We start from the raw sequence: 24,604 nt of genomic DNA, 5'->3' as shown, positions 1-24,604 counted from the left end.
GGCCAACCTCCACGCCGAGCCCGGGTTCCTCGAGGCTGTGGATAAGCCCTGGAGCGGGTGGACGTCAGCCCGCCGGGCAGGTCGGCAGCTTGCCGGTGTCGCCCTTGGCCGAAATCGTCTCGAGCGCCGTCACCGACTGGTCGAGAGTGCTCACCGCGTAGACGTCGAGGCCGGCGGGGACGTGACCGGTGACCTCGTCGCAGTTGGCCGACGGTGCCAGGAACACCGTCGCTCCTGCCGCTCGCGCGCCGTACATCTTCTGGCGGATGCCGCCGATGGCCCCGACGGCGCCGTCGGCCGAGATGGTTCCGGTGCCGGCCACGCGCTTGCCGCCGTTGAGCGAACCGGGCGTCGTCTTGTCGATGACACCGAGCGCGAACATCATGCCCGCGCTCGGACCGCCCACGTCGGCGAGTTTGAGGGTCACCGTGAAGGGGAACGAGTAGTCGACGGTCGCTCCGATGCCGAGGAGGAAGGTGCCCTGCTGCTCCACCGGGGTGATCCGCTCCGTGACGAGCGTCGAGGCGCCGCCGCCGGACGCGGCACGATCGACGACCACGGTCGCGGGTGCGGCGCCGTTGTCGGCGATGATCGCCCGCAGGGAATCGACATCGCTGTTCTGCGTCAGCTTCGTCCCGTTGATGCTGACGATCTGGTCGCCCTTCTCGAGCTTGCCGTCGGCGGGGCTCCCCTTCTCGACCGCACTGACCGCGATGTCGGTGCCGACGTCGTAGCCCTCGTGGGCGAGCGCCGCGGTGATCGCGGACTTCTGGCTCTGCTGCATGTCGAGGGTGTTCTGCTGGTCGACCTGCTTGTTCGAGACACCCGTGGGGTAGATCGCCTCGACCGGGATGACGGCCTTGCTGGGATCGAACCAGGCGCCGACGATCTCTGCCCAGCTCGGCCTCTGGGTCTGGTTTCCGACGACGCTGACGGTCAGGAGATCGAGCGTTCCCGTCGTGGGATAGGTCTCGTGGCCGTCGACCGTGATGAGCGGCGTGGGCTTGCCGTCGAAGTCGTTCGAGCCGAGGGTGTTGAAGACCGGCCCCGGCTGCTCGATGAGGTACGGCGCGGGGAGCAGCGACAGCACGACGCCCAGGACGAGGGCGACTCCGATCAAGCCCAGACCGAGGCGTCCTCGACGCCGGACGGGGGCGGGTTCCGGAGCCTCGGGGGCGGCGAAATAGGCCAACTCGGTTCTTCCTTCGATGGGCTGGAGCGGTCGCAACGGGGCGTGTTCGCCGTGGGCGCAGTGGCCGAGCCCCGAGAAGCGGTGGAAACCCAGACTGTTCGAGTGGCCACCGGCTAGCGTAGTTGCCATGTCTGATGATTCGCAGCCCGGCCCGGAAGACGAGTTCCGCGACATGCTGCGGCAGTTCCTCTCGGGCGACTCCGAGATCGATCCGTCGAAGCTCGTCGGCGCGGCCGGCCTGCCGAACGACCCGGCGTTCATGGCCCGTCTGATGAGCCAGCTCCAGGCGGCCGTCAACCGATCGGGAGAGGGCATCGACTGGTCGCTCGCCACCGAGCAGGCCACCGGTATCGCGAGCCAGTCCGCCGTCGCGACGCAGCCCGCCCAGGTGAGCTCGCTGGAGCAGGCGTTCCACGTGGCGGCCCTCTGGCTCGACGACGTCACGTTCGTGGCGGAGCTGACCGTCGAGCCCCGTCTGATGACGCGCGCCGAGTGGGCCACCGCCTCCATGCCCGTGTGGAGCCAGCTCGCGGAGCCGGTCGCCGACTCCATCGCCGACTCCCTGACCGGCGTCCTGGGCGAGCAGGCTCCCGAGGAGATGCGCGACATGCTCAAGGGCGCCAGCCAGGTCATGCGCAGCGTCGGAGGCGCCCTGTTCGCCATGCAGCTCGGCCAGGTCGTCGGCCAGCTCTCGACCGAGGTCGTCTCGGGCGGCGACGTGGGCATCCCCCTGCTCGACGACCAGCAGGCGGCCCTCATCCCCCAGAACGTCGCCGCGTTCGGCGAGGGGCTCGACGTCGAGGCCGACCAGGTCCAGCTCTACCTCGCCGTGCGCGAGCTCGCCCACGCCCGCCTCTTCCGGCACGCCCGATGGCTGCGACTCCACCTCATCTCCTCGATCCGCGAGTTCGCCCAGGGCATCTCGATCGACACGTCGAGGCTCGAGGAGCTCGCGGTCGACTTCGACCCCGCGAACCCGGACCAGCTCCGCGAGGCCATGGCCAGCGGTGCCCTCATCCCGCCGAAGACCGACGAGCAGCTCGCCGCGCTCGGCCGTCTCGAGACGACCCTCGCCCTCATCGAGGGCTGGGTCGACGTGGTCACCGCGCAGGCGACAGCGCGCCTCCCCAAGTCGACCGCCATCGCCGAGATGGTCCGCCGTCGTCGCGCGGCAGGAGGCCCCGCCGAGTCGGCGTTCGCCACGCTCGTCGGCCTCGAGCTGCGCCCTCGGCGCCTCCGCGAGGCCGCCGCGATGTGGCAGACGATCACCGAGGCCGTCGGAGCCGAGGCCCGCGATGCGCTCTGGGCCCACCCCGACATCGTCCCCGGCAGCGACGACATCGACGACCCGAAGGCCCTCGTCGCCCGCCTCACGTCGACGGAACCCGCGCTCGACGACGTCGACCGTGCCATCGAGGACCTCCTGAACGACGTCGGCGACGACCGACCCCGCGAGGCCGACGACGGCACGGCCGAGGAGCCCGAGCACTGACACCGCAGGAGCCTGTGGACAACTTCTGCGGGCTCCGTCCGGTCTCCGGCATCCTCGGGGCATGGACATCCGTTTCGATCCCCGTCTCCCCCTCGTCTGGCGCGATCCGCACACGCTGCAGATCGGCGTCGACCGGGCCGTCGTCGTCCTCTCGGGCCTTTCCGCGACCCAGGAGCGACTCGTGGCCGCGATCGCGTCGGGCCACGGCAGGGCCGGTCTGGGCGTGCTCGCCGACCGCGCGCGCTGCAGCGAGGAGGAGGCGTCCACGCTCGTCGACGCCGTCGCTCCCGCTCTCGTCTCGCAGGAGCCGCCGGCCGCCTCCCGCATCGCCGTCACGGGCTCCTCGCCGCTCCTCGACGCGATCGTGGCGATGCTCGTCGGCTGCGGACTCTCCCCCGAGCGGGTCGACGCGGAGTCGGTGGCCGTCCGTCCCCCACCCGTCCTCGGCGTCGCGGTCTCCCACCACGTCCACGATCCGCAGGTGACCGGGGCCTGGCTCCGACGGGACGTCCCCCACCTCTGCGTCGTGATGGGAGATCGGTCGACGCGCGTGGGGCCCGTCGTCGTTCCCGGGGCGACGGCCTGCGCGCACTGCCTCGACCTCCACCGCTCGGAGGTCGATCCCGGCTGGGGCGTGATCGCGGGTCAGCTCTGGGGGCGGAGGCCGACCGTCGAGGGGCCCGTCGTCGTCGCCGACGTCGCCGCGCGGGCCGCCCGGCGCATCCGCGACCGGCTGCTCGACCCGCCCGGCGACCCCGTCCGCGACGCCGTGATCGACACCGTCGACCACGAGACGGGACGCGTCACCTCGACGGTGAGCCGACCGCATCCCTCGTGCGGATGCGCAGCTCTTCCAGGAACCGGCTGGGTCGCCGGTCCGAGCCTCCGCGACCCTGTCCCGCGTGGCTCCAGGAGAGCTGAAGATGTTCTCGCGCTCGCGTGATCCCGACGTAGAGCAGTCGCCGCTCCTCGTCGACCGCCTCGAAGGTCTGCGCGTAGCTGATGGGCATCAGCCCCTCGCTGAGCCCGACGATGTAGACGCTCCGCCACTCGAGGCCCTTCGCCGAGTGGAGGGTGGCGAGGGTCACGGCCGACATGGTCGGTTCGTGTTGACCGGCCTGGCGCGCGAAGAGCTCCTCGACGAAGGCTCGGAGGGTCGTCTCGGGTCCCGCCGCCTCGGCCAGGCTCATCAGGGCGTTGAGCGACTCCCACTTCTCCCGGACCGCACCGCGCTGCTCCGGCGGCTCCTGCGTCCAGCCCAGCGAGCGCAGGACGTCGCTGACCGACTTGAAGAGGGGTTCGCCCACGATGCTGACGGCGGCTCCCTTGAGCATCATCAGCGCCTGCTTCACCTCGCGGAGGTCGAAGAAGCGGGTCGAGCCGTGCAGGCGGGTCGACACTCCGACGTCCTCGAGGGCGCGCTCGAGAAGCGCCGCCTGGACGTTGACGCGGAAGAGCACCGCGATGCTCTCGGGGGCGGCCCCCTGTCGGATCTCCTCGGCGATGCTCTCCGCGACGGCCCGCGCCTCCGACGAGTCCGTGTGGTGGTCGACGACGCGGGGTCGGGGCCCGGGGGCGGCCGTGGCCGGGTGCAGGTGCAGGGCCCCCGGTCGCCCGCGCATCAGCTCGTTCGCCGTCTCGACGATCGGGGTGGCCGAGCGGTAGTTCTGCTCGAGGCGGAGGACCGTGGCGTTCTCGTAGCGCGTGCCGAAGCCCAGGAGGTACTCGGCCGACGCGCCGGCGAACGAGTAGATGGTCTGGCTCGCGTCGCCCACCACGCAGAGGTCGTTCCGGTCGCCGAGCCACAGGTCGAGGAGATCCTGCTGGAGGGGCGAGACGTCCTGGTACTCGTCGACCACGAAGAAGCGGTACTGCTCGCGCACCTGCTGGGCGACGCGCGGCTCCAGTTCCAGCATCCCGGCCGTCGCGAGGAGGACGTCCTCGAAGTCGAGCTGCCGCCGCTGGTCCTTCAGGTCCTCGTACGCGCGATGCAGGTCGAGGGCCTGCTCGGGCGAGACGCTCTGCGGGAGGCTCCGACGCGGCAGCGCGGCGGCGTACTCCTCGTAGGTCAACCGGGAGACCTTCCGCCACTCGATCTCGGCCGACAGATCGCGAAGGCTGGCCGTGTCGAGTCGGAGACGCAGGCTCTCGGCCGCGTGAGCGAGCAGCTTCGCCTTGCTGTCGAGTAGGCGCGGCATCGTGCCGCCCATGGTCTGTGGCCAGAAGAACGACAGCTGCGAGAGCGCGGCGGCGTGGAAGGTCCGCGCGGAGACTCCCCCGGCACCGAGCCCGCGGAGTCGCCCGCGGAGCTCGGCGGCGGCCCGCGAGGTGAAGGTGAGGGCCATCACGCGGCCGGGAGCGTAGACGCCGCTCGCGACGCCGTAGGCGATGCGGTGGGTGATCGCCCGGGTCTTGCCCGTGCCCGCGCCGGCGAGCAGGCAGACCGGACCGAGGAGCGTCTCGGCGGCGAGGCGCTGCTGATCGTCGAGGCCCGCGATGAGATCGGCGGCCTCCACGTCAGTCCTCGAGCTCGGCGCCGTACCAGTCCTCGATGATCGCGCGCGCGATCGACGATCGGCCCGGCAGGATGACGGTGTCGCCGGCCGAGGCGAGTTCCTCGCGGGTGAACCAGCGCAGGTCGACGATCTCCGCGCCGTCGGGGGTGAGGCTCCCCGGGTCCGTGGCGTCGACGGTCGCGCGGAAGCCGATCATGAGCGACGCCGGGAACGGCCACGGCTGCGAGCCGAGGTAGACCGGATTCGTCACGTGGATGCCCGATTCCTCGAAGATCTCACGCTCGACGGCCTGCTCGAGCGACTCCCCCGGCTCCACGAAGCCGGCGAGGAGCGAGTAGCGGTTGGTGTCCCACATCGCGTTCGAGCCGAGCAGGAGTCGGTCGTCGGCGTCGGTCACTCCGACGATGATCGCCGGGTCGGTGCGCGGGAAGATCTCGTGACCGTCCTCCTGCTCCTGCCGAACCCAGCCGCCCTTGGCGGAACGGAGCGGACGCCCGGTGCGGGGCGAGTAGCGGTGGGAGGCGTGCCAGTTGGCGACGGCGATGGCCTCGGTGGCGAGACCGGCGTCGCGGGCGCTGAGACCCGTGGCGAACATGCGCAGGTTGCCCCAGTCGTCGGCCGAGGCGACCTGCTCGGCCTGCTCGTCGGTGAGGATGGCGGCCAGGAACGGCGTGCCGGCCGGCTCCTGCCCCTCCGACACGACGGAGCGGCCCAGGTAGATCAGCTCGGCCTCGGCCGGCACCTCGTCGGGTGCCACCAGCCGGAGCTGGGTCTCGGTGTGGAACAGCGCGCGACCCTGCCAGACGGGCAGGATGCGCGTGGCCTCGTCGGCCAGCAGCTCGGAGAAGAGGTCGTCGCGCTCCCGGGTGAGGTAGTCGCGATCGACCTGGTGCCGGGAGAGGGGGAGCTTCGAGGTGAAGGAGGACTGCGCGTCCCTTTCGGACGGAAGTGCAGGCATCCGACCACCAATCGTCTTGGGTAACAGCGTGGCGCGCGGCACGAAGCCGCCTGGAGCGACCTACCCTGAGGGCATGGCCAGAACCCACCTAACTCTAGCCGCGTTGGCAACGGCCGCCGTAGCCGACCTCGATGTCCGCGCGGTCGGTCCGCACGGCTCCCTCGGCGCGGGCGACTACGACTCCGCACGTCTCTCAGGGGCCGCCGGTGAGCAGTGGGTCATCCGCGTTCCCCGCACCCAGCGTGCCGAAGCGCAGCAGTCCGCCGACCTCGTCGCGATCCGCTCCCTGAGTGCCGGAGTGCGCGGCCGCCTCTCGTTCGAGGTCCCCACCTACCGGGGCCAGGCCCCCATCGCGCAGACGCGCGCGATCGTCTACGACTACGTCGCAGGAGCACCGCTCGAGGCCTCCGCGGTCCTCGCGGGCACGGGGCTCCCGTCGTCGGTGGGCGCGGCCGTCGCCGCGATCCACTCGCTGCCGACCAGCTTCGTCACCGACGCGGGTCTCACGAGCCACACTCCCTTCGAGGCGATGCGCTCCTCCGCGAGCGTCGTCGACCGGGCGGCCGCCACGGGGCTCCTGCCCGCGGCGCTGCTGGAGCGCTGGGAGACCGCCATCCAGGATTCCCTGCTCTGGCAGTTCCAGCCCACGGTCATCAACGGGTCGCTCGAGGCGTCGTCGTTCCTGGTGGAGGACGACCGGATCTCGGGGCTGCTCGGCTGGCACGATCTCCAGATCGGCGACCCGGCGCGCGACCTCGCCTGGGTTCTCGGAGCGCCGACGCCCGACAGCGTCGACGCCGTCTTCGACGCGTACAGCGCAGCGCGCGGCACGAGCGATCGCCAGCTCCGGCACCGGGCCACGCTCTATCACGAGCTCGATCTGGCCAGGTACCTGCTGCACGGTACGCACACCAAGAACACCCAGGTCGTCGACGACGCCGTGGCCATGATGTCGCGCCTCGTCGACGCTGTGCAGCACCACGACGAGCGCCCGCTCGTGGTGGGCACGACGGAGGCCCTCGACCTCGACGGCGTGGAGGACCTCCTCTCGGCGACCGAGCGGCGGCACGGCTAGCCGGGCTGACCCGGCAAGCCAGGCCGACCCAGCCGGGCGAAGCCAGCCCGGCTAGGCCGGCCGGCCCGCGGAGCCGCTCTCGACGGCCGCCCACAGCCGCTCCAGCTCGTCGCGGTCGCTGACGCGGTCGGGTTCGAGCACCTCGTCGTCGGCGACGAAGTAGAAGCAGGCGTCGATGGATTCCGCGTCGATCCCGCGGTAGGCCGAGTACGCCTCGCGGTAGAGCGCGAGCTGGAGCTGCTTCTGAGCGAGGTCGGCGGCATCGCGCGGCGCCTTGCCCGTCTTCCAGTCGACGACCTGGAACCGGCCCTCGCGCTCGAAGACGGCGTCGATCTTGCAGATGACGGTGCGCGTGCCCAGGGGCAGGTGGATCTCGAGCTCGACGTCGACGGGCTCCCTCTCGGCCCACTCCGACCTCTCGAACGTCGCCTGGAGGTCGGCGAGCCTCCGGGCGTCGTCGGCGTCGACGGGGGCGTCGGCGGCGACCCGCTGCTGCGGCCCCTCCTCCGGGTCGACGTCGAGGTCGAAGGCTCCGGCATCGAGCATCTCGCCGCGACCGGTCGGTCGGTAGCGCTCCTCGACCCAGGAGTGGAAGAGGGTCCCCAACCGCGTCGCGCGGTAGGGCCGCTCGGGAAGCGGCCGACGGAGAGCCTGGGCGACCGCCGCGGGATCGTTCACGAAGTCCCTGAACCGAGACGCCGGGATGCGCTGCGGCAGCCCGACGAGGGAGGCCCGCTCCCGCCCGGCCGCACGCTCGCGGAGCAGGAGCTCGAGGTCGCCCGTCCAGCGGCCGGCGTCGGCGGGAGCCCGGCGCACGGCCTCGGCGGCGCTCTCCACGGCCGCGCGGCGCTTGCCCAGCGGGTCGAACGGCCAGGTGAGCGTCCGGGAGAGTTCGGCCAGGGGGTTCTCGTCGGAGTCGGGGGCGTCGGGCAGGGCCTCCTGCGGGACGATCCCCGCTTCGACCAGCTCCACGAGGTAGGGACTGGGGTTGCGCGGCTTCGTCTGCGTGGCCCAGAAGGACCCCGAGAGCAGGAGGTCGTCCTGCGCCCTGGTCATCGCGACGTAGGCGAGACGGCGCTCCTCCTGCAGGTGACGCTCCTTGAGCTCGGCCTCGAAGACCTTGAGCCCCTGGTCGAATTCCTTCTGGTCGTCGACGCCGCGCCACGGGAGCACGGGAAGCTCGCCCGCATCGCCGCGGAACTCGAACGGGAGCTGACCGAAGGAGAGCCAGCCCCGCCCCTCGCGCGAGGTACCCGGGAGCTCGCCCTCGACGAGCCGGGGGACGCCGACGATCTGCCACTCGAGGCCCTTGGAGCCGTGGACCGTCAGGAGCTGGACGACACCGCGCTCGCTCGCGTCCGAGCGCGGCCCGAGGTCGTCTCGGCGCTCGGCCGCGGCCAGCCAGGAGAGGAATCCGGCCAGGCTGGCCGATTCGTCGGTCGCCACGTAGCCGGCGAGTTCGTCTTCGAACGCCTGGAGGTAGCCGCCTCCGTGGAGGCTCCCCGACGCGGCCGCGACCTCGACGTCGAGCAGCATCTCCTGCGTGACCAGGGCGACCAGGTCGACGAGGTCGAGCCCGATCCGGTTGCGGAGGAAGGCGAGCTGACGCGCGAGCCGGCGCATCCGGGCGAGGCCCTCGGAGGTGAAGCCCTCCAACTGGGTGTGCGAGGTCGGTGCGGTGCCGACGAAGTCGAGGGCGTCGACGATCGATCCGTGCTCGCCCGGAGACACCGATGACCGGAAACGATCTGTCACGTCGTCGGGGAGCTTCTTCTGCGCGTGATCGTGGGCGAAGAGCCACGACGCCACCCGGCGGAGCACGGCGATGTCTTTGACGCCCACGCGCCACCGCGCGCCGGCGAGCAGCCGGATCAGCTCGGAGCCGGCGGAGGGGTCGTGCAGGACCCGAAGGCAGCTCACCAGGTCGACGATCTCGGGGCGCCGGAGCAGCCCGCCCACGCCGAGGACGTGATGGGGCACTCCGGCCCGCGTGAAAGCCTCGACGAAGGCCGGCAGCGTCGCCTTCGAGCGGAAGAGGAGAGCGGCGGTGCGCTTCTCGCCGTCGGCGTCGGGGACCTCCAGCGCGCGGCGGAACCAGAGCGCGACCTGGTCGGCCTCGTCGACGAGGGTCTCGCCGAACGCGACCTCGACTGCTCCCTCGGGTGCGCCGTCGCGGGGCCGGAGACGCCCGACCTCGACCTTCGAGGCCCGCGAGAGCTCGTCGACCACCGTGTTGGCCGCGTCGAGCACCCGGACCGGGTTCCGCCAGCTCGTCGACAGGGTGAACGTCGAGCCGGATGCGGCACCGAAGTCGTCGGGGAACCGGCCCAGGTTCGCGGCGCTGGCCCCGCGGAACCCGTAGATCGACTGGTGCGGATCGCCGACGGCCATGACACCCGTCCCGGCGAAGAGGCGGGCGAGCAGTCGCGTCTGCACGACGCTGGTGTCTTGGTATTCGTCGAGCAGGACGACGCGGAACCGCTCCCGGTGCTCCTCCAGCACGCCGGGCTGCGTCTCGCAGACGCGCAGCGCCAGGGCGACCTGGTCGGAGAACTCCACGAAGCCGCGGCGCTCCTTCTCGAGCGCGAACCGCTCGGCGAGGTCGAGGAGGGGCGGCAGGGCGGCGACGGCGGCGGTCGCCGTCGTGACGCTGAGGTAGGACGAGCCCTTGGCGGACGGGAGGGACGCCAGGTCGAGGAACCTCTCGGCCATGGTCTCGACGCGCGACGCCTCGGCCACGTTCTCGCCGAGGGCGTGGCTCAGCGCGATGACGGCCTCGGTGAGCGAGTCGACGGACCGACCCAGACCCGCGAGACGCTCGTCGGAGCTCGCCACGACGAGGGAGCGCGCGAGCTGCCACGCGGACGCCTCGCCGAGCACCTGCGACTCGCTCTCGCGACCCACGAGGAGCGCGTTGTCGCGGAAGATGGTGTTGGCGAAAGCGTTGTAGGTCGACACCGTCGGGGCGTCGAACGGGTCGAGCTCCGTGTCGAGGAGGCCCTTCTCGCCGAGCAGCAGGATGCGCTTCTCGATGCGCTTGGCGAGCTCGCCGGCCGCCTTGCGGGTGAAGGTGAGACCGAGGACCTGCGGAACGGTCACGAGACCGTTCGCCAGGAGCCAGACGACCCGGCCCGCCATCGTCTCGGTCTTCCCGCTCCCGGCGCCCGCGACGACGAGGGCGGGCGCGAGCGGCGCCTCGATCACGCGCTGCTGCTCGAGGGTGGGCGGCGGCAGCTCGAGGCGCGCGGCCACGTCGAGCGCCGAATAGCGGATACCGGTCACTGGGTCACCTCTCCGACGACGTGGATGGAGCAGGATCCCCCGAAGCGACCGGTGCAGTGGTCGTCGACCCGCGCGAGGAAGACGCGGTCGGCCATCCCTGCCGCGTCGCCGCGGACCCGCTGGCGGAAGGCGTCGAGATCGTCGTCGCCGAAAGCCTCCTGCCACCGCTCGGAGTAGGGCTTGCCCCGGGTGCCCTTGGCCACGAAGAGGAGCTTCGCCCCGCCTCTCGCCGAGTCGCTCGGAGCCGCTTCGAGGCCGCCCTCGGCGAGCGCGAGCTGGTAGCTGGCGAGCTGCGGGTTGGTCGCCCCCTCGGCGACGGTGGGGACGGATTTGCCGGTCTTGAGGTCGACGATGACGACGGCTCCGTCGGCTCGACCCTCGACGCGGTCGACGGTGCCGCGGAGGAGCGCCTGTCCGACGTCGACCTGGAAGCTCGACTCGGCCCCGAGCAATTCGCCCTGAGCCTGGACGAAGTCGCGCAGGTAGGAGGCGAGGGCGTCGGTCATGGTGCGCGCGCGCTTCCTCTCGGCCTCGGACATCCAGGCCGACTCGAACTCGAGCTCGCCCCAGCGCGCCTCGACGCTCGCCCAGAGGGACACCGGATCGATGTCGACGGCGTGCTCCATCGCGTCGTGGATGACGGTTCCGAGGCCCATCGCGGAACTCGGGGCGGAGCCGCCGAAGCGGTCGATGAACCAGTGCAGCGGGCACTCCTCGAAGCTGCCGATCTGCGAGGGCGACACGGCGACCCGGGCCTCCGGGTCGGTGAGGTCGACGAGGGGCTCCTCCGTCGACGGGGCCAGGAGGCCGTACCACTCGTCGGGCGAGGCTCCGGCGACCTCCTCCGTCGCGAGCCGGGCGAGCGCCGAGGCGGCCTCGTCGCGTCGAGTCGCCGACGGGTCGGCGACGGCGGCGTGTCGGAGGTGGCCGACCAGGCCGCGGAGCGACAGCGGTGGCCGGACGTCGGCTGCGGGGAGGTCGGCCGGGAGGAGCCGGAGGAACATCGACGGCGCCTCGTCGTCGTTGACCGTCGCGGACAGGATCACCTGCCGGGTGGCGCGCGAGGTGGCCAGGGCGAACATGCGCAGCTCGTCGGAGAGGACGCCCGCGCGCCGATCGACCGAGTCGGCGACGGAGGTGACGGTGTCTCCGTCGGAACCGAGCACCTCCTGCGCCTCCTGCGCCGCCTCCACGAGTCCGTCCGGCTCGAGCAGACCGCCGCGGACGCGGAGGTTCGGCCAGATGCCGTCCTGTAGGCGGACGACGGCGACGACGTCGACCTCGAGCCCGATGGCTCCGGACGGCGTCGTCACGAGCACGGAGTCGGACAGGGCCTGCGGCGAGAGGGTGTCCTCGGGCACGTCGGCGCCGAGCATCTGATCGAGGAAGGACCGGGCGTCGGCCTCCGGGCTCCGCTCGACGAACCGCTTGGCCGCCGTGAACAGGGCCACCACTCCGTCGAGGTGCCGGTCGGCCTCGGCCGCCAGGATGCCGTGGCCGCGGGACTGCTCGCTCCAGTCGCGAGCGAGTCCGCTGCGCTCCCAGAGCCCCCAGAGGACCTCCTCGATGCTCCCGCCGGCGACCGCCTCCGCGCGGGCGCTGTCGAGGCTGGTCGCGAACCGCCCGGCGCGCGCGGCGAACCGGGAGTCGATGGTGGCGAACCGGCCCGGGCCGGAGAGCGCCTCGACGAGCAGGGCATCGGCCGACCGCGTCCCTCCCGCGGCGAGCTCCTCGGCGCGGATCGCGAGGCGGAGGCGGCGGAGGGAGAGGGCGTCGAAGCCGGCGAGCGGGCCGGAGAGCAGCTCGGAGACGACGTCGGCCGCGAGCTCCTGCCTGCCGGTCGCGACGGAGGCGGCGAGCAGGAGGTGGCGCGCGCCGTACTCGTCGCGGACGGCCCGGCCTGCCACGGGGGTGCGCGTGGGCACCTCGTGCACCTGGAGCGATCGCGCGACGGACGGCACCAGGGCACCGTTGCGGACGACGACGAGCATGCGCGACCACGGCACGCCCGAGAAGAGGTGGTGTTCGCGGAGCGCCCGCCCGACGGCGGCGATCTCGTGGGCCGGGGTGTCGGATTCGATCCGCCAGAGGGGCGGTACCGTCGGATCGTCGGCGACGTCGGATCGCGCGGCGTGCTGTCGACCCGCCCCCGCCGTCCCGATGCGATCGGTGATGCTCGACACGAGCGCGCGCACGCGGGGAGCGTGCCGATGCACGCTCTCGAGATGGATCGTCGTGACGGCTTCGATGCCGAGTCGCTGCGCGAGGCGGCCGAGGACGTCGGGCGAGCCCCCGCGGAACGCGTTGGTGGCGAGATCGGGGTCGCCGAACGCGACGACCGCGACGCCGCGGCGGACGAGGGCGCGCAGGAGCGACAGGGTCGACTCGGTCGCCTCCTGGGCGTCGTCGACGACCACGACCCGCAGCCCGTCGACCACGGGGGCCGTCTCACCGCGGTCGAGCGCCGCGACGGCGTAGTCGACCAGCTCGGCGGCGTCGAGGGCGCGAGAGCCGAGGTCGTCGACGACCCGGTGGTACTCGTCGGAGAAGTCGGCGGCGGCGACCCACTCGGGACGGTCGGTCTGCCGGCCGAGGCGTCGCAGGCCGTCGGCGTCGACGCCGTGCTCGGTCGCCCGCATGAGGAGCTCGCGGAGCTCGGTCCGGAACCCGCGGAGGGCGCGCACCGACGGACCGAGCTTCTCCGGCCACTCGGGACCGGTGCCCTCCTCGACGTGACCGTCGAGCAGGGCTCGGATGATGGAGTCCTGCTCGCCGCCGGTGAGGAGGGTGGGCGGGCCGCTGAGGGCCACCCGGGCCGCGTGACCGACGACGTCGAAGGCCAGCGAGGCGACGGTTCGAGCGAGAGGACCGGGCGTCGGCACGTCGAGACGAGCCGCCAGGACGTCGCGGAGCCGCGTGGCGGTCGACCGGGTCGGCGCGAGCGCCAGGATCGACGACGGGCCCCATCCCTCGCGGTGCACGCGATCGACGACGAACTCCACGAGAGCGGCGGTCTTGCCGGAACCCGGAGCACCGATGACCGCGGCGCACTCGCCGTCGGCGAGAGCCAGGACCCGCAGCTGCGACGGGTCGAGGCCGGCGTCGGAGTCGCGCACACCCGGATGCGCACCGGGTCGCCCGGGGACGGGGAGGAACCCCGGTCGCGAGGACGGGGAGGATGCTGTCTGAGCCACGTCGACGACGCTATCGGGTGCTTCCGACATCGAGCGCGGCGCCCCCCTCTTCTGCCGTGAGTGAACGTGTCGGCGGTCGGCGGTCGAGTCGGTTATCGTCGACCTCGTGGACATTCGCATCGGTATCACCAACAGCCCCCGTGAGATCTCGTTCGAGTCGGCTCAGACGCCGGCCGAGGTGGAGAAGGTCGTCGCCGACGCCCTCGACTCCGGTAAGTCCTACTTCACTTTGAAGGACACCAAGGGCAAGGTCTTCCTCGTCCCGACCGCGGGCGTCGCCTACGTCGAGGTCGGCAGCGAAGAGCGCGGCCGCGTCGGCTTCGTCAGCTAGTCGTGGAGCTCCTGTTCGCCGCCCTCGGCGGCGCACTGCTCGGCCTCATCGCCCACTTCGCCCTGCCCGGTCTGCCGACCCGCGGGGCGCTCTGGGTCGCCGGCTGGTCCACCTGCGCCGCGATCGTGGTGTGGGAGGTCCTCCTCTGGGCGGGTCTCACGCCCGGTGGGGGCTGGATCTGGGTGATCGATCTCGCCGTCGCCGGGCTCACCGCCGTCGCCGTGGCCCGCATCACGTCCCGTCGACGCGAGGCCGCCGACCGCGACCTCTACGAGCGGCTGCTCCGCGGCGAGACGGCCTAGCCGCCCGACGGACGCCGCCGACCGCTAGGCGGTCAGGCCGAGGGCGTCCATCCGTCGCGTGTGAGCGGCGATCAGCTCGGTGAACACGGGCTCCAACCGCTCGTCGTCGGCCGACTGGTGCGAGGCCGAGATGGCGGCGCGCGCGACGAGGAGGGTGTCTCCCACGAGCCTCCTGCCCCAGAGGGCGAGCCGCGAGGCGAGTCTCGGATCGGCGCCGATCGCCAGAGACAGCTCGGCGACGATCTCGGCCTCGTCGACCTCGGCGTCGCTCTCGAGGATCTCGACGACGCGGTCGCGGTAGTCGGCCGGAAGACCCGCCGTCAGGCGCGAGAAGACGTCGTCGAGGAGGCCGGCCGCGACGTAGGTCGCGAGGATCGTCTCGTACCAGTCGCCGCCGCCCGTCCGCCGCTGGAAGTCGTCGATGACCGAGCGGTGGGGCTGCATCAGGTCGGCGGGGTCGCCGCCCGAGCGCTCGATCTCGCGCAGGAGCCCTCGGTGCCGTTCCAGGGTCGAGGTCGCGATGAGACCGGTGAGGGCCTTGGCGCGCGTGCTGGGCGCGATGCTCGCCGCGCGACCGAGGGATTCGAAGAGTGCGAGCTGGAGGTAAGCGGCCTGACCGAGGTAGACGTCGAGGTCGGGCGTGAAGTCGCCGAGCTCGACGCGGCTCACCACGAGGGGCCGAGACGAAACCCGCGGACGCGGGTTCTTCGGCGCGGATCGTCTCGCCCGGAAGGCCCTCCATGACAGCACGGCACCACCTTAGAGGGTCCCGCCGGGAGGGGCAGGGCGGTCGGTTCGCCCCGTGCGGCTAAACTGGCGGCTTACCCCTATACACGAGACGTGGGCCATACGTGACATTCAGCGACCTTTCGATCGACCAGGACATGGTCGACGCTCTGGCGGCGAAGGGCATCATCGAACCCTTCCCGATCCAGAACCAGACCATCCCCCTCGCCCTCGCCGGCCAGGACATCATCGGCCAGGCCAAGACCGGCACCGGCAAGACCTTCGGCTTCGGCCTCCCGATCATCCAGCGGATCGGCCTCCATCCGGCGCCGGGCGTCAAGGTGCTCGTCGTCGTCCCGACGCGCGAGCTCTGCGTGCAGGTGACGGAGGACCTCCAGGTCGCGACCGCCAACCGCCCCGACACCAAGGTCGTGTCGATCTACGGGGGCAAGGCCTACGAGGGCCAGGTCGAGCAGCTCAAGGCCGGCGCGCAGATCGTTGTCGGAACGCCGGGCCGCCTCCTCGACCTCGCCGGTCAGCGACTCCTCGACATCAAGCAGGTCACCGAGGTCGTCCTCGACGAGGCCGACAAGATGCTCGACCTCGGCTTCCTCGGCGACATCGAGAAGATCTTCGCCATGACGCCGGCGACCCGCCACACGATGCTCTTCTCGGCGACGATGCCCGGGCCGATCGTCGCCCTGGCCCGCCGCTTCATGTCGAAGCCGATCCACATCCGCGCGACCGACCCCGACGAGGGTCTCACACAGGCGAACATCAAGCACGTCGTCTACCGAGCGCACAACCTCGACAAAGACGAGGTCATCGCGCGCATTCTGCAGGCCGAGGGTCGCGGCCGGACCGTCATCTTCACGCGGACGAAGCGCGCCGCCGCCAAGCTCGTCGAGGAGCTCAACGACCGCGGCTTCAACGCTGCCGCCGTGCACGGCGACCTCAACCAGGAGCAGCGCGAGCGCGCCATGGCCGCCTTCAAGGCGGGCAAGAAGGACATCCTGATCGCGACCGACGTCGCCGCCCGCGGCATCGACGTCAACGACGTCACGCACGTGATCAACCACACCGTGCCGGACGACCACGACACCTACCTGCACCGCGCCGGCCGCACCGGCCGCGCGGGCAAGACCGGCATCGCGGTCACCTTCGTCGATTGGGACGACCTGCACAAGTGGGCGCTCATCAACCGGGCTCTCGAGATGAACATCCCGGAGCCCGTCGAGACGTACTCGTCCAGCCCGCACCTCTTCGCCGACCTCGACATCCCCGAGGGCACGCGCGGACGCCTCAAGCCGACGTCGCGCGAGGCCGCTCCGGCGCGCAGCACCGCTCCGGCGGGCCGCAGCGCAGGCGGCACCGGCAGCACCGGTTCGCGCAACCGCAACCGCCCGCGATCGGGAGAGGGCCGAACCGGCGAGAGCTCGGGCGACCAGCGTCCCCGCGAGGCCGCCGCAGCGCCGGCCGTCGGTGCCGCCGCCGAGGGCGACGCCTCCGGCGCTCCGCGGAAGCGCAGCCGCAACCGCCGTCGTCGTCCCGCCGGTGAAGCGGGTCAGGCCCAGCCCAGCGACTCCTGACGTCCGTCTCGATGCGCCCCCGCCGCCCGGCGAGGGGCGCATCGTCGTCTCCGGCGAGCGACCGGGGAGGTCTCAGCCGACGACGATCACGGACCCGGTCGCCTGGTCGACGATCCGCTGGAGCTGGTCGGGCGCGGTCGAGTTCTCCGCGAGCCGGTTGGGCTTGCCCGCACCGTGGTAGTCGCTCGATCCGGTCATGATGAGGTCGTGGCGCCGGGCGATCTCCGCGAGGCGGGCGCTGCCGGGGTCCGTGTTGTCGCGGTGGTGGACCTCGACGCCTCCGAGCCCCGCCTCGATCAGCTCGAGCAGGTGCGTCTGCGGAATGCTCGGCTCCCGACCGCGGGTCGCCGGATGCGCGAGGACCGGCACTCCCCCGGCCTCGCGGATGAGCTGCACGCCCGTCAGGGGGCTGGGCGCCTCGTGCGGTTCGTAGTAGCCGCTCCGCCAGTGCAGGATGCCCGCGAAGGCCGCGCTCCTGTCTCGGGCGTACCCCCGGGCGACGAGGGCGTCGGCGATGTGCGGGCGGCCGAGCGTGGCCCCGACCGTCGCCTGGGCGAGGACGTCGTCCCACGTGATGTCGTAGTCGCGGGCGATCCGGGACACCATCCGCTCCGCACGGTGGAGCCGGTCGCTCCGGAGCCGCTCCGTCTCGCGGACGAGCGAGGGCGAGGTCGGATCGAAGAGGTAGGCCAGCATGTGGACGCTCATCGGCCCGATCCGGGTCGAGAGCTCCATCCCGGGGACGAACGTCAAGCCCGTCCCCCGGACCGCGGCCGCCGCCTCCTGCCAGCCCGTCGTGCTGTCGTGGTCGGTCAGGGCGACGACGCCGAGCCCCGCGCGGACGGCGGAGGCGACCAGGTCGCCGGGAGTCTCGGTCCCGTCCGACACGCTGCTGTGCGTGTGCAGGTCGATGGGGCCGGAGGTCATTCGTCCATCGTATGACCCGGCCCGTCACGACTCGTTCAGGCACGGGTGGCCCGCTCTCCCCTATGCTCGTCGCACCGTGCTTCGCCGACTCGTCTCCTTCCTCCTGCTGCTCGCCATCGCGGCGGCGCTCTTCGTCGCGGTCTACCCCCAGGGCCTCGGGTTCCAGCGCGAGTACGTCGTGGCGCAGGCGGTCGCCTTCCGGGGTGCTCTGGCGGCCGTGGCCGTCGTCCTGACGATCGTGTTCCTCTTCGCCGGCATCGTCATCCGACCGCTCAGGCGCTTCCTCGCGGCCGTCGCCGTCCTCCTCGTGGTGTTCGCAGCCGTCACGGGCGGGGTGGTCGTCGAGCGCGGGCTCGGCGGCACGAAGTTCCGCGCTAAAGACGCCGGCGACGTCACCGTCCTCGCCTGGAACACCAAGGGCGGGGCCCCCGGAGCCGCGGCCATCGCCGAGCTGGCCGCGTCGACGCACGCCGACATCGTCAGCCTGCCGGAGACCCGCAAGGCGACGGCCGACCAGGTCGCCGCGCTCTTGAAGAAGTCCGGGATCACGATGACCGTGCTGACGCTGGCGTACGACCAGCTCTCCCCCGCCGACTCGACGTCGCTGCTCGTCTCGTCGAAGCTGGGCCGCTACGGGATGGAGAGCGGAGCCGAGACGACGAAGATCCTGCCCACCGTCGTCGCCCGCCCCGAGGACGGCACCGGACCCGTCATCGTCGCCGTCCACCCGGTCGCGCCCGTCAAGGCCTACATGGCCGAGTGGCGCTCCGACCTCTCCTACCTGGCGAAGCTCTGCTCGGGCGAGAACATGATCATGGCCGGCGACTTCAATTCGACTCTCGACCACCAGGCCGGACTCGGCTCGAAGAGCGACGCCCTCGGCAAGTGCCGCGACGCGGCGAAGGCGGCCGGTAGCGCGGGGGTCGGGACCTGGCCGACGAACGTCCCGACGCTCGTCGGGACCCCGATCGATCACGTGATGGCGACCGTCGACTGGCGGGTCAGCGGGATGCGCGTGATCACGTCGGAGGACGGCGCGGGGAGCGATCACCGCCCCGTCGTCGCGCAGCTGACCCCGACGTCGTAGGCTCCGGGGCGATAATGGGGGCATGGCTGATTCGCAGGCTCCCCGCGCCACCTCCAACCGTTCCACGACGCCGGGTTCCGACGTCTTCAAGGACTACATCTCCACGCAGTGGGCCGAGCGCCCCGACGAGGCGGTGACGCCGCGGGAGCAGTCCGCCTTCGCGCTGGAACGGCGTTCGCGTCTCTCCGCCCTCCACCCGGGCAAGCGCCTCGTCGTCCCCGCCGGGCAGACGAAGGTCCGATCGAACGACACCGACTACCCGTTCCGCGCGCACGCGGCGTTCTCGCACCTGACCGGATGGGGCTCCGACACGGTGCCCGGATCGGTGCTGGTCCTCGAGCCCACGGCCGACGGCCACGAGGCCACCCTGTACTTCCGTGCCAGCGCCGGCCGCGACTCCGACGAGTTCTACGCGAACCCGGAGATCGGGGAGTTCTGGATCGGACCGCGCCCATCGCTCGTCCAGGTCGGCGCCGACCTCGGCCTCGAGACGCGCGACCTGGCCGACTTCGAGGCGATGGTGGGCGTCGCCGACGCCGACACGCTCCTCGTGCGCGACGCCGACCCCGACCTCACCCGGCGCGTCGACGCCCTCGTCGACGAGCGCCCCGGATCGGAGACCCTCGACACCGTGGCCGACCGCGCCGCCGCCAGCGACACCCTGACCCGCGACCTCAGCGAGCTGCGCCTGGTCAAGGACCCGTTCGAGATCGCCGAGATGCGTCTCGCCGTGGCGGCCACGCAGCGGGGCTTCGACGACGTGATCGCGGACCTCCCCGAGGTCCTCGCGCATCCGCGCGGCGAGCGGCTCGTGGAGGGCACGTTCAACCGACGCGCTCGGGCGGACGGCAACGCGGTCGGGTACGACACCATCGCGGCGTCGGGCGAGCACGCGTGCATCCTGCACTGGACGAGGAACGACGGCACCGTCTCCCCCGGCGACCTCATCCTGATCGACGCCGGCATCGAGCTCGACAGCCTCTACACCGCCGACATCACCCGCACCCTGCCCGTCTCCGGTCGCTTCAGCGACGTGCAGCGACTCGTCTACGACGCCGTGCTGGAAGCGGCCGACGCGGCCTTCGCGATCGTCAAGCCGGGCATCCGCTTCCGCGAGATCCACGCGACGGCCATGGCGGTCATCGCCGAGAAGACGGCCGAGTGGGGTTTCCTGCCCGTCTCGGCCGCGGAGTCGATCCAGCCGGAGCGCCAGTACCACCGCCGCTACATGGTCCACGGCACCAGCCACCACCTCGGTCTCGACGTGCACGACTGCGCGGCCGCCCGGCGCGACCTCTATCTCGACGGCGTCGTCGAGCCCGGCATGGTCTTCACGATCGAGCCCGGCCTCTACTTCCAGCCGGACGACCTCACCGTGCCCGAGGAGTTCCGCGGCATCGGCGTGCGCATCGAGGACGACATCCTCGTGACCGCCGACGGTGCCGAGAACCTCTCGATCGCGATCCCCCGCACGGCAGCGGACGTCGAGGACTGGGTGGCCGGTCGGCGCTGATCCTGCAGCCGCCGCCGGTCGTAGCCGCCGCTCGCCGTCGCCGCTCGCCGTCGTCGCTCGCCGTCGCTGTCGCGGCCGGTCAGCCGCACAGGCTAAATTGATCACGTGAGCGCCACGAGAGTCTTCGTCGCCCGTCTTGCCGGGTGCTCCGTTTTCGACCCCGCGGGCGATCGGGTCGGCAAAGTGCGCGACGTCCTGGTGGTCTACCGCCGCGACGAGTCGCCCCGCGTGGTGGGCTTCGTCGTCGAGGTTCCGGGCAAGCGCCGCGTCTTCGTGAGCATCGGCCGCGTCACGAGCATCGGATCCGGGCAGATCATCACGACCGGCACCGTCACGCTCCGCCGCTTCGAGCAGCGCGGAGGCGAGGTGCGCGTGATCGCCGAGCTCCTCGGGCGGAAGGTCACCCTCCGACACGACGCGTCTCGCGGCACGATCGAGGACGTCGCCATCGAGGAGACCGACGGCGGCGAATGGGTCGTCGGCCAGGTCTTCCTCCGCAAGCCCCGCACCAGCCCCTCCCCCTTCGGCAAGGGCGCCACCATCTTCGCCGCCTGGAGCGACGTCGACGAGGACGCCGCTCGCGCGGGCGAGGCCCAGAGCGCCGAGCACGTCATCGCGGCCTACGCCGACCTCCTGCCCGCCGACCTGGCGAACACGCTCCTCGATCTCTCCGCCGAGCGCCGCTACGAGGTGGCCGAGGAGTTGAGCGACGACCGCCTCGCCGACGTCCTCGAGGAGATGCCCGAAGACGAGCAGGTCTCCATCCTGAACCGCCTTCAGGACGACCGCGCGGCGGACGTCCTCGACCAGATGCAGCCCGACGACGCGGCCGACCTGATCGCCCAGCTCTCGGAGGAGCGCGGAGAGGCGCTCCTGGGCCTCATGGAGCCCGAAGAGGCCGAAGACGTCCGCATGCTCCTCAGCTACGACGCCGACACGGCCGGCGGTCTGATGACCACCGAGCCCGTCATCGTGTCGGGCGACGCGACGGTCGCGGAGGGACTCGCCATGATCCGGCGACACGAGATCGCCCCCGCCCTCGGCGCCGCGGTCTGCGTCGTGCTCCCGCCCTACGAGCCCCCGACCGGCCGGTTCCTCGGCATGGTCCACTTCCAGCGGATGCTCCGGTACCCGCCCAACGAGCGGCTGGGCACCCTGCTCGACCAGCAGCTCGAACCGGTCAACGTCGGTGCCTCGGCGCTCGAGGTCACGCGCGTCATGGCGACGTACAACCTCGTGTCCGTGCCGGTCGTCGACGACAACCATCGACTGGTCGGGGTGGTGACCATCGACGACGTCCTCGACCACGTGCTGCCCGAAGACTGGCGAAGCCAGGATCCCGAGCAACCCCTGGGCCGAACCCGCACCCGCATCAGAAGAGCCCCCGCGACCAGCACCGGAAGGAGGACGACCAATGGCACGCGATAGCCGCAACGACGTCCGTCTCGACTCCCCCAAGGGCCTCCGCGTCCGCGTCCTCCCCGGGCGGACCGGGCCGAGTCGCGACAGCTTCGGTCGCGCGACCGAGGCGATCGCCCGCGGGATGGGGACGCCGTACTTCCTCATCGCCCTCACCCTCTTCTGCGTCGTCTGGATCACCTACAACACGGTCGCGCCCGTGGCCGTCCGGTTCGACTCTCAGGCGAACGGCTACACGGTCCTGACCCTGGTGCTGTCCCTGCAGGCCTCGTACGCCGCGCCCCTCATCCTGCTGGCCCAGAACCGCCAGGACGACCGCGACCGCGTCCAGTTCGAGCAGGACCGCCAGCGGGCCGAGCGGAACCTCGCGGACACCGAGTACCTCGCTCGCGAGGTGGTGGCGCTGCGACTCGCCATCAAGGACATGGCCTCGAAGGACTTCATCCGCGACGAGCTCCGCTCGCTCCTCGAGGACCTCGATCGGCGCGACCCCTCGGGCCCGACCTCGCGCGACGGGGCGATCTCCCGGGGGTCGACGCGTGGCTGACGACGTCGCCGCACTCGTCCGCGACGCTCTGAACCGCGTCATCGACCCCGAGATCCGGAAACCCGTCACCGAGCTCGACATGGTCGGCGACGTCCGCGTCGACGCCTCCGGCCACGCCACCGTCGGTGTCAAGCTCACGATCGTCGGCTGCCCCGCCGCCGACACCATCGAGCGCGACGTGCGCAAGGCCGCCGCGGGGGTCGCAGGAGTCACCGGCGTCACCGTCGACGTCACGGTGATGACCCGCGAGGAGCGCAGCGCCCTCACCGAGAAACTGCGCGGCGGACGAGCCGCACGCACCATGCCGTTCGACGGCGACTCCCTCACGCGCGTCTACGCCGTGACGAGCGGCAAGGGCGGCGTGGGCAAGTCGACGGTGACGGCGAACCTCGCCGTGGCTCTCGTCGGTCGGGGGTTGCGCGTCGGCATCGTCGACGCCGACGTCTACGGGTTCTCCATCCCGGGGCTCCTGGGGCTCGTGGACGCGGAGGGCCGGGCCGTGAAACCGACGCAGGTGGACGACATGATCCTGCCGCCCGTCGCCCACGGCGTGAAGGTCATCTCCATCGGGATGTTCGTCGACGACACCTCGACGGCCGTCGCCTGGCGTGGCCCGATGCTCCACCGGACCATCCAGCAATTCCTCACCGACGTCTACTTCGGCGACCTCGACGTGCTCCTGCTCGACCTCCCGCCCGGCACGGGCGACGTCGCGATCTCGGTCGGCCAGCTCCTGCCGAACGCCGAGGTCCTCGTCGTGACCACGCCCCAGCCGGCCGCGGCCGATGTCGCCGAGCGCTCCGGCCTCGTCGCGCGGCAGACGGGACAGCGCCTCCTGGGCGTCGTCGAGAACATGGCGGGTCTTCCCCAGGCCGACGGGTCGGTGCTCGACCTCTTCGGTTCCGGCGGCGGCGCCGAGGCGGCGCGCCGGCTCTCACGCGGGCAGGAGTCGCCAGTCGAGTTGCTCGCGAGCGTCCCGCTGAGCATCGGCCTCCGAGAGGGCGGCGACGCAGGAATCCCGATCGTGGTCGGACACCCGGACGACCCGGCGGCCGTGGCGATCGAGGCCCTGGCGGGCAAGCTCGCCGTGAGGCGCCGCGGGTTGGCCGGCCGGAAGCTCGGGCTCAGCGTCGGCTGACGGCCCGCCCGGGTCTCGGGCCGCTCGGGTCTCGGGCCGTCGACTCGCCTTAACGCACGGCGGCGACCACTCGTCGAGACGAGGGTCGCCGGTCGGGGGTGCCGCCGGGGCGGCGCGCTGTCAGCGGTCGAAGCTGCGCGTGGGCACCTGGCGGTAGCCGTCGTGCGCGGTGCTGACGATGGTGCCGGCGATGCCGGCGATGGCTGCGAGAGCGAGGATTCCGAATCCGATGATCATGGTCGTGTCTGTTTCTGCTGGTGATGACGCAACCGGTGGTGACCGGCTGTGATATCCAGTATCCGCCTGTCCATTGCAAAGAACAATCTCATGCTTCTTCAGTGATCGTGTAGTTTTACTACATGGATGTTCGACGTCTGGAACTGCTCCGGGAGCTCGCCGAGCGAGGCAGCGTCGCGGCCGTGGCGAAGGCCACGCACCGCACCCCCTCCGCCGTGTCACAGCAGCTGAAGATCCTGGAGCGCGAAGCGGGGACGCCCCTCACCGAGCGCCGGGGACGCGGGCTCGCCCTCACCGGGTCGGGGCGCGTCCTCGCGCAGACCGCCACCGATGTGGCCGTGGCCCTGGAGCGCGCGCAGGCCGTCTGGGACGACTTCGTCGTCGCACCCCAGGGAGAGGTCAGCGTGGCCATCTTCCCCACGGCGGGGCAAATGCTCCTCCCCGGGCTCCTCAGGACCGTGGCCGAGACCCCGGGCCTCGTCGTGCACGCGACGGACCATGATCCTGCGACCCTGCAGTTCGCCGATCTTACGGGCGACTTCGACGTCGTCGTGGCCCACTCGCCCGACGGTGCGCGCAGCTGGCGAGGGCGCGGGCTCACCACCGTGCCGCTGCTGAGGGAGCCTCTCGACATCGCGCTTCCGGCCGACCACCGACTCGCGGGTCGAGCCTGGCTCTCGCTCGCGGACCTCGAGGGCGAGACCTGGATCGGGGTGCCCGCCGGGTACCCGTACGACTGGGTCTACCGCGAGATCGAGCGGCTGACCGGCACGGCGCCGCGCATCGCGCAGCGTTTCAGCGACACCCGCATCACCGAGGCGCTCGTCGGCGCGGGCCTCGGGATCGCCGTCCTGCCGCGATTCACCTCCAAGGGGGCGCGCGACGACATGGTCGTCATTCCCGTCGAGGGGATCCGGGCCGTCAGACACCTCTCGGTGCTGATGCGGCCGGATCGTGCGGAGCGGCCGTCGGTCCGCCGCGTCGTCGACGCGCTCCGCGCCGAGGCGTCTCGCGTCGCCGCACTCCACGGAGCCGTCTGAGGGCTCGACGGCAGGCTCGCTCCTCGGGTGGGAGCGTGC

Annotated in this window: 18 protein-coding genes and 1 pseudogene; 12 read left to right on the top strand and 7 right to left on the bottom strand. The window is 71.8% G+C overall.

From position 1 onward, the window contains the following. Positions 1–64 precede the first annotated feature (64 nt). Complete coding sequence (locus AS850_RS04385) at positions 65–1,192, bottom strand: YlbL family protein (RefSeq protein ID WP_119868030.1); 1,128 nt, start codon at positions 1,190–1,192, stop codon at positions 65–67. 127 nt (positions 1,193–1,319) lie between these two features. On the opposite strand from AS850_RS04385, the gene AS850_RS04380 reads away from it, so the two are divergent. Together AS850_RS04380 and AS850_RS17000 are read left to right on the top strand one after the other, a co-directional pair. Then, the gene (locus tag AS850_RS04380; protein ID WP_119868029.1) at positions 1,320–2,684 is read left to right on the top strand and encodes a zinc-dependent metalloprotease; all 1,365 of its coding nucleotides are present in this window, start codon (positions 1,320–1,322) and stop codon (positions 2,682–2,684) included. A 61-nt stretch (positions 2,685–2,745) separates the two neighbouring features. Further along, positions 2,746–3,462, top strand: a pseudogene (locus AS850_RS17000) (hypothetical protein); the annotation flags it as partial. A 25-nt stretch (positions 3,463–3,487) separates the two neighbouring features. Here the strand turns inward: AS850_RS17000 and AS850_RS04370 are convergent. Then, positions 3,488–5,200 carry an ATP-dependent helicase gene (locus tag AS850_RS04370; RefSeq protein WP_119868027.1) on the bottom strand — a complete coding sequence of 571 codons (1,713 nt, stop codon included), beginning with the start codon at positions 5,198–5,200 and terminating at the stop codon, positions 3,488–3,490. Position 5,201: 1 nt separating this feature from the next. Then, complete coding sequence (nudC, locus tag AS850_RS04365; RefSeq protein ID WP_119868026.1) at positions 5,202–6,158, bottom strand: NAD(+) diphosphatase; 957 nt, start codon at positions 6,156–6,158, stop codon at positions 5,202–5,204. A 73-nt stretch (positions 6,159–6,231) separates the two neighbouring features. Here nudC and AS850_RS04360 point away from each other — a divergent pair, with 73 nt between their 5' ends. Then, on the top strand, positions 6,232–7,233 hold the full coding sequence (locus AS850_RS04360) for a phosphotransferase (protein ID WP_119868025.1): 1,002 nt from the start codon (positions 6,232–6,234) through the stop codon (positions 7,231–7,233). A gap of 51 nt (positions 7,234–7,284) precedes the next feature. On the opposite strand, the gene AS850_RS04355 is transcribed toward AS850_RS04360, so the two are convergent. Continuing rightward, positions 7,285–10,515: an ATP-dependent DNA helicase gene (locus AS850_RS04355; RefSeq protein ID WP_236940818.1), complete on the bottom strand. Its 3,231-nt coding sequence runs from the start codon at positions 10,513–10,515 to the stop codon at positions 7,285–7,287. Beyond that, positions 10,512–13,709 (bottom strand): ATP-dependent helicase, encoded by a 3,198-nt coding sequence (locus tag AS850_RS04350; protein ID WP_236940817.1) that lies wholly within the window; start codon positions 13,707–13,709, stop codon positions 10,512–10,514. The genes AS850_RS04355 and AS850_RS04350 overlap by 4 nt, the downstream gene beginning before the upstream one ends. Before the next feature lie 106 nt (positions 13,710–13,815). Between AS850_RS04350 and AS850_RS04345 the strand changes: the two genes are divergently transcribed. After that, positions 13,816–14,040: a DUF3107 domain-containing protein gene (locus AS850_RS04345; RefSeq protein ID WP_119868023.1), complete on the top strand. Its 225-nt coding sequence runs from the start codon at positions 13,816–13,818 to the stop codon at positions 14,038–14,040. A 2-nt stretch (positions 14,041–14,042) separates the two neighbouring features. Next, on the top strand, positions 14,043–14,342 hold the full coding sequence (locus AS850_RS04340; RefSeq protein ID WP_119868022.1) for a hypothetical protein: 300 nt from the start codon (positions 14,043–14,045) through the stop codon (positions 14,340–14,342). 24 nt (positions 14,343–14,366) lie between these two features. On the opposite strand, the gene AS850_RS04335 is transcribed toward AS850_RS04340, so the two are convergent. Then, entirely contained in the window at positions 14,367–15,011 is a 645-nt protein-coding gene (locus AS850_RS04335) for a ferritin-like fold-containing protein (RefSeq protein WP_119870115.1), read from the bottom strand. 182 nt (positions 15,012–15,193) lie between these two features. Between AS850_RS04335 and AS850_RS04330 the strand changes: the two genes are divergently transcribed. Further along, a complete protein-coding gene (locus AS850_RS04330; RefSeq protein ID WP_119868021.1) occupies positions 15,194–16,657 on the top strand; it encodes a DEAD/DEAH box helicase in 1,464 nt (487 codons plus the stop codon). Positions 16,658–16,729: 72 nt separating this feature from the next. On the opposite strand, the gene AS850_RS04325 is transcribed toward AS850_RS04330, so the two are convergent. Continuing rightward, positions 16,730–17,584 carry a PHP domain-containing protein gene (locus AS850_RS04325; RefSeq protein WP_119868020.1) on the bottom strand — a complete coding sequence of 285 codons (855 nt, stop codon included), beginning with the start codon at positions 17,582–17,584 and terminating at the stop codon, positions 16,730–16,732. Between the two features lie 76 nt (positions 17,585–17,660). Between AS850_RS04325 and AS850_RS04320 the strand changes: the two genes are divergently transcribed. The 6 genes from AS850_RS04320 (at position 17,661) to AS850_RS04295 (ending at position 24,565) form a co-directional block, all read left to right on the top strand. After that, on the top strand, positions 17,661–18,671 hold the full coding sequence (locus tag AS850_RS04320) for an endonuclease/exonuclease/phosphatase family protein (protein ID WP_119868019.1): 1,011 nt from the start codon (positions 17,661–17,663) through the stop codon (positions 18,669–18,671). 22 nt (positions 18,672–18,693) lie between these two features. Further along, a complete protein-coding gene (locus tag AS850_RS04315; protein ID WP_119868018.1) occupies positions 18,694–20,184 on the top strand; it encodes an aminopeptidase P family protein in 1,491 nt (496 codons plus the stop codon). A gap of 105 nt (positions 20,185–20,289) precedes the next feature. Next, positions 20,290–21,612, top strand: coding sequence for a magnesium transporter MgtE N-terminal domain-containing protein (locus tag AS850_RS04310; protein WP_119868017.1), 1,323 nt, complete (start codon positions 20,290–20,292; stop codon positions 21,610–21,612). Continuing rightward, a complete protein-coding gene (locus AS850_RS04305; RefSeq protein WP_119868016.1) occupies positions 21,599–22,150 on the top strand; it encodes a DUF1003 domain-containing protein in 552 nt (183 codons plus the stop codon). Before AS850_RS04310 ends, AS850_RS04305 begins: the two co-directional genes overlap by 14 nt. Continuing rightward, positions 22,143–23,288 carry an Mrp/NBP35 family ATP-binding protein gene (locus tag AS850_RS04300; RefSeq protein ID WP_119868015.1) on the top strand — a complete coding sequence of 382 codons (1,146 nt, stop codon included), beginning with the start codon at positions 22,143–22,145 and terminating at the stop codon, positions 23,286–23,288. Before AS850_RS04305 ends, AS850_RS04300 begins: the two co-directional genes overlap by 8 nt. A 359-nt stretch (positions 23,289–23,647) precedes the next feature. Continuing rightward, positions 23,648–24,565, top strand: a complete 918-nt coding sequence (locus AS850_RS04295) for a LysR family transcriptional regulator (protein ID WP_119868014.1) — start codon at positions 23,648–23,650, stop codon at positions 24,563–24,565. The last annotated feature ends 39 nt before the right edge of the window (positions 24,566–24,604 follow it).

Origin of the sequence: Frondihabitans sp. 762G35 (assembly GCF_002074055.1) — a bacterium.
In the GTDB taxonomy this organism is placed as follows: Bacteria; Actinomycetota; Actinomycetes; order Actinomycetales; family Microbacteriaceae; genus Frondihabitans.
The sequence above is the reverse complement of the archived record's forward strand: the minus strand, read 5'-3'. Positions and strand labels throughout refer to the sequence as shown.

Bases quoted from the DNA above. Each gene is read 5' to 3' on its own strand.
- AS850_RS04380 (WP_119868029.1), top strand. From the start codon at position 1,320: ATGTCTGATGATTCGCAGCCCGGCCCGGAAGACGAGTTCCGCGACATG.
- nudC (WP_119868026.1), bottom strand. From the start codon at position 6,158: ATGCCTGCACTTCCGTCCGAAAGGGACGCGCAGTCCTCCTTCACCTCG.
- AS850_RS04360 (WP_119868025.1), top strand. From the start codon at position 6,232: ATGGCCAGAACCCACCTAACTCTAGCCGCGTTGGCAACGGCCGCCGTA.
- AS850_RS04325 (WP_119868020.1), bottom strand. From the start codon at position 17,584: ATGACCTCCGGCCCCATCGACCTGCACACGCACAGCAGCGTGTCGGAC.
- AS850_RS04315 (WP_119868018.1), top strand. From the start codon at position 18,694: ATGGCTGATTCGCAGGCTCCCCGCGCCACCTCCAACCGTTCCACGACG.
- AS850_RS04305 (WP_119868016.1), top strand. From the start codon at position 21,599: ATGGCACGCGATAGCCGCAACGACGTCCGTCTCGACTCCCCCAAGGGC.
- AS850_RS04295 (WP_119868014.1), top strand. From the start codon at position 23,648: ATGGATGTTCGACGTCTGGAACTGCTCCGGGAGCTCGCCGAGCGAGGC.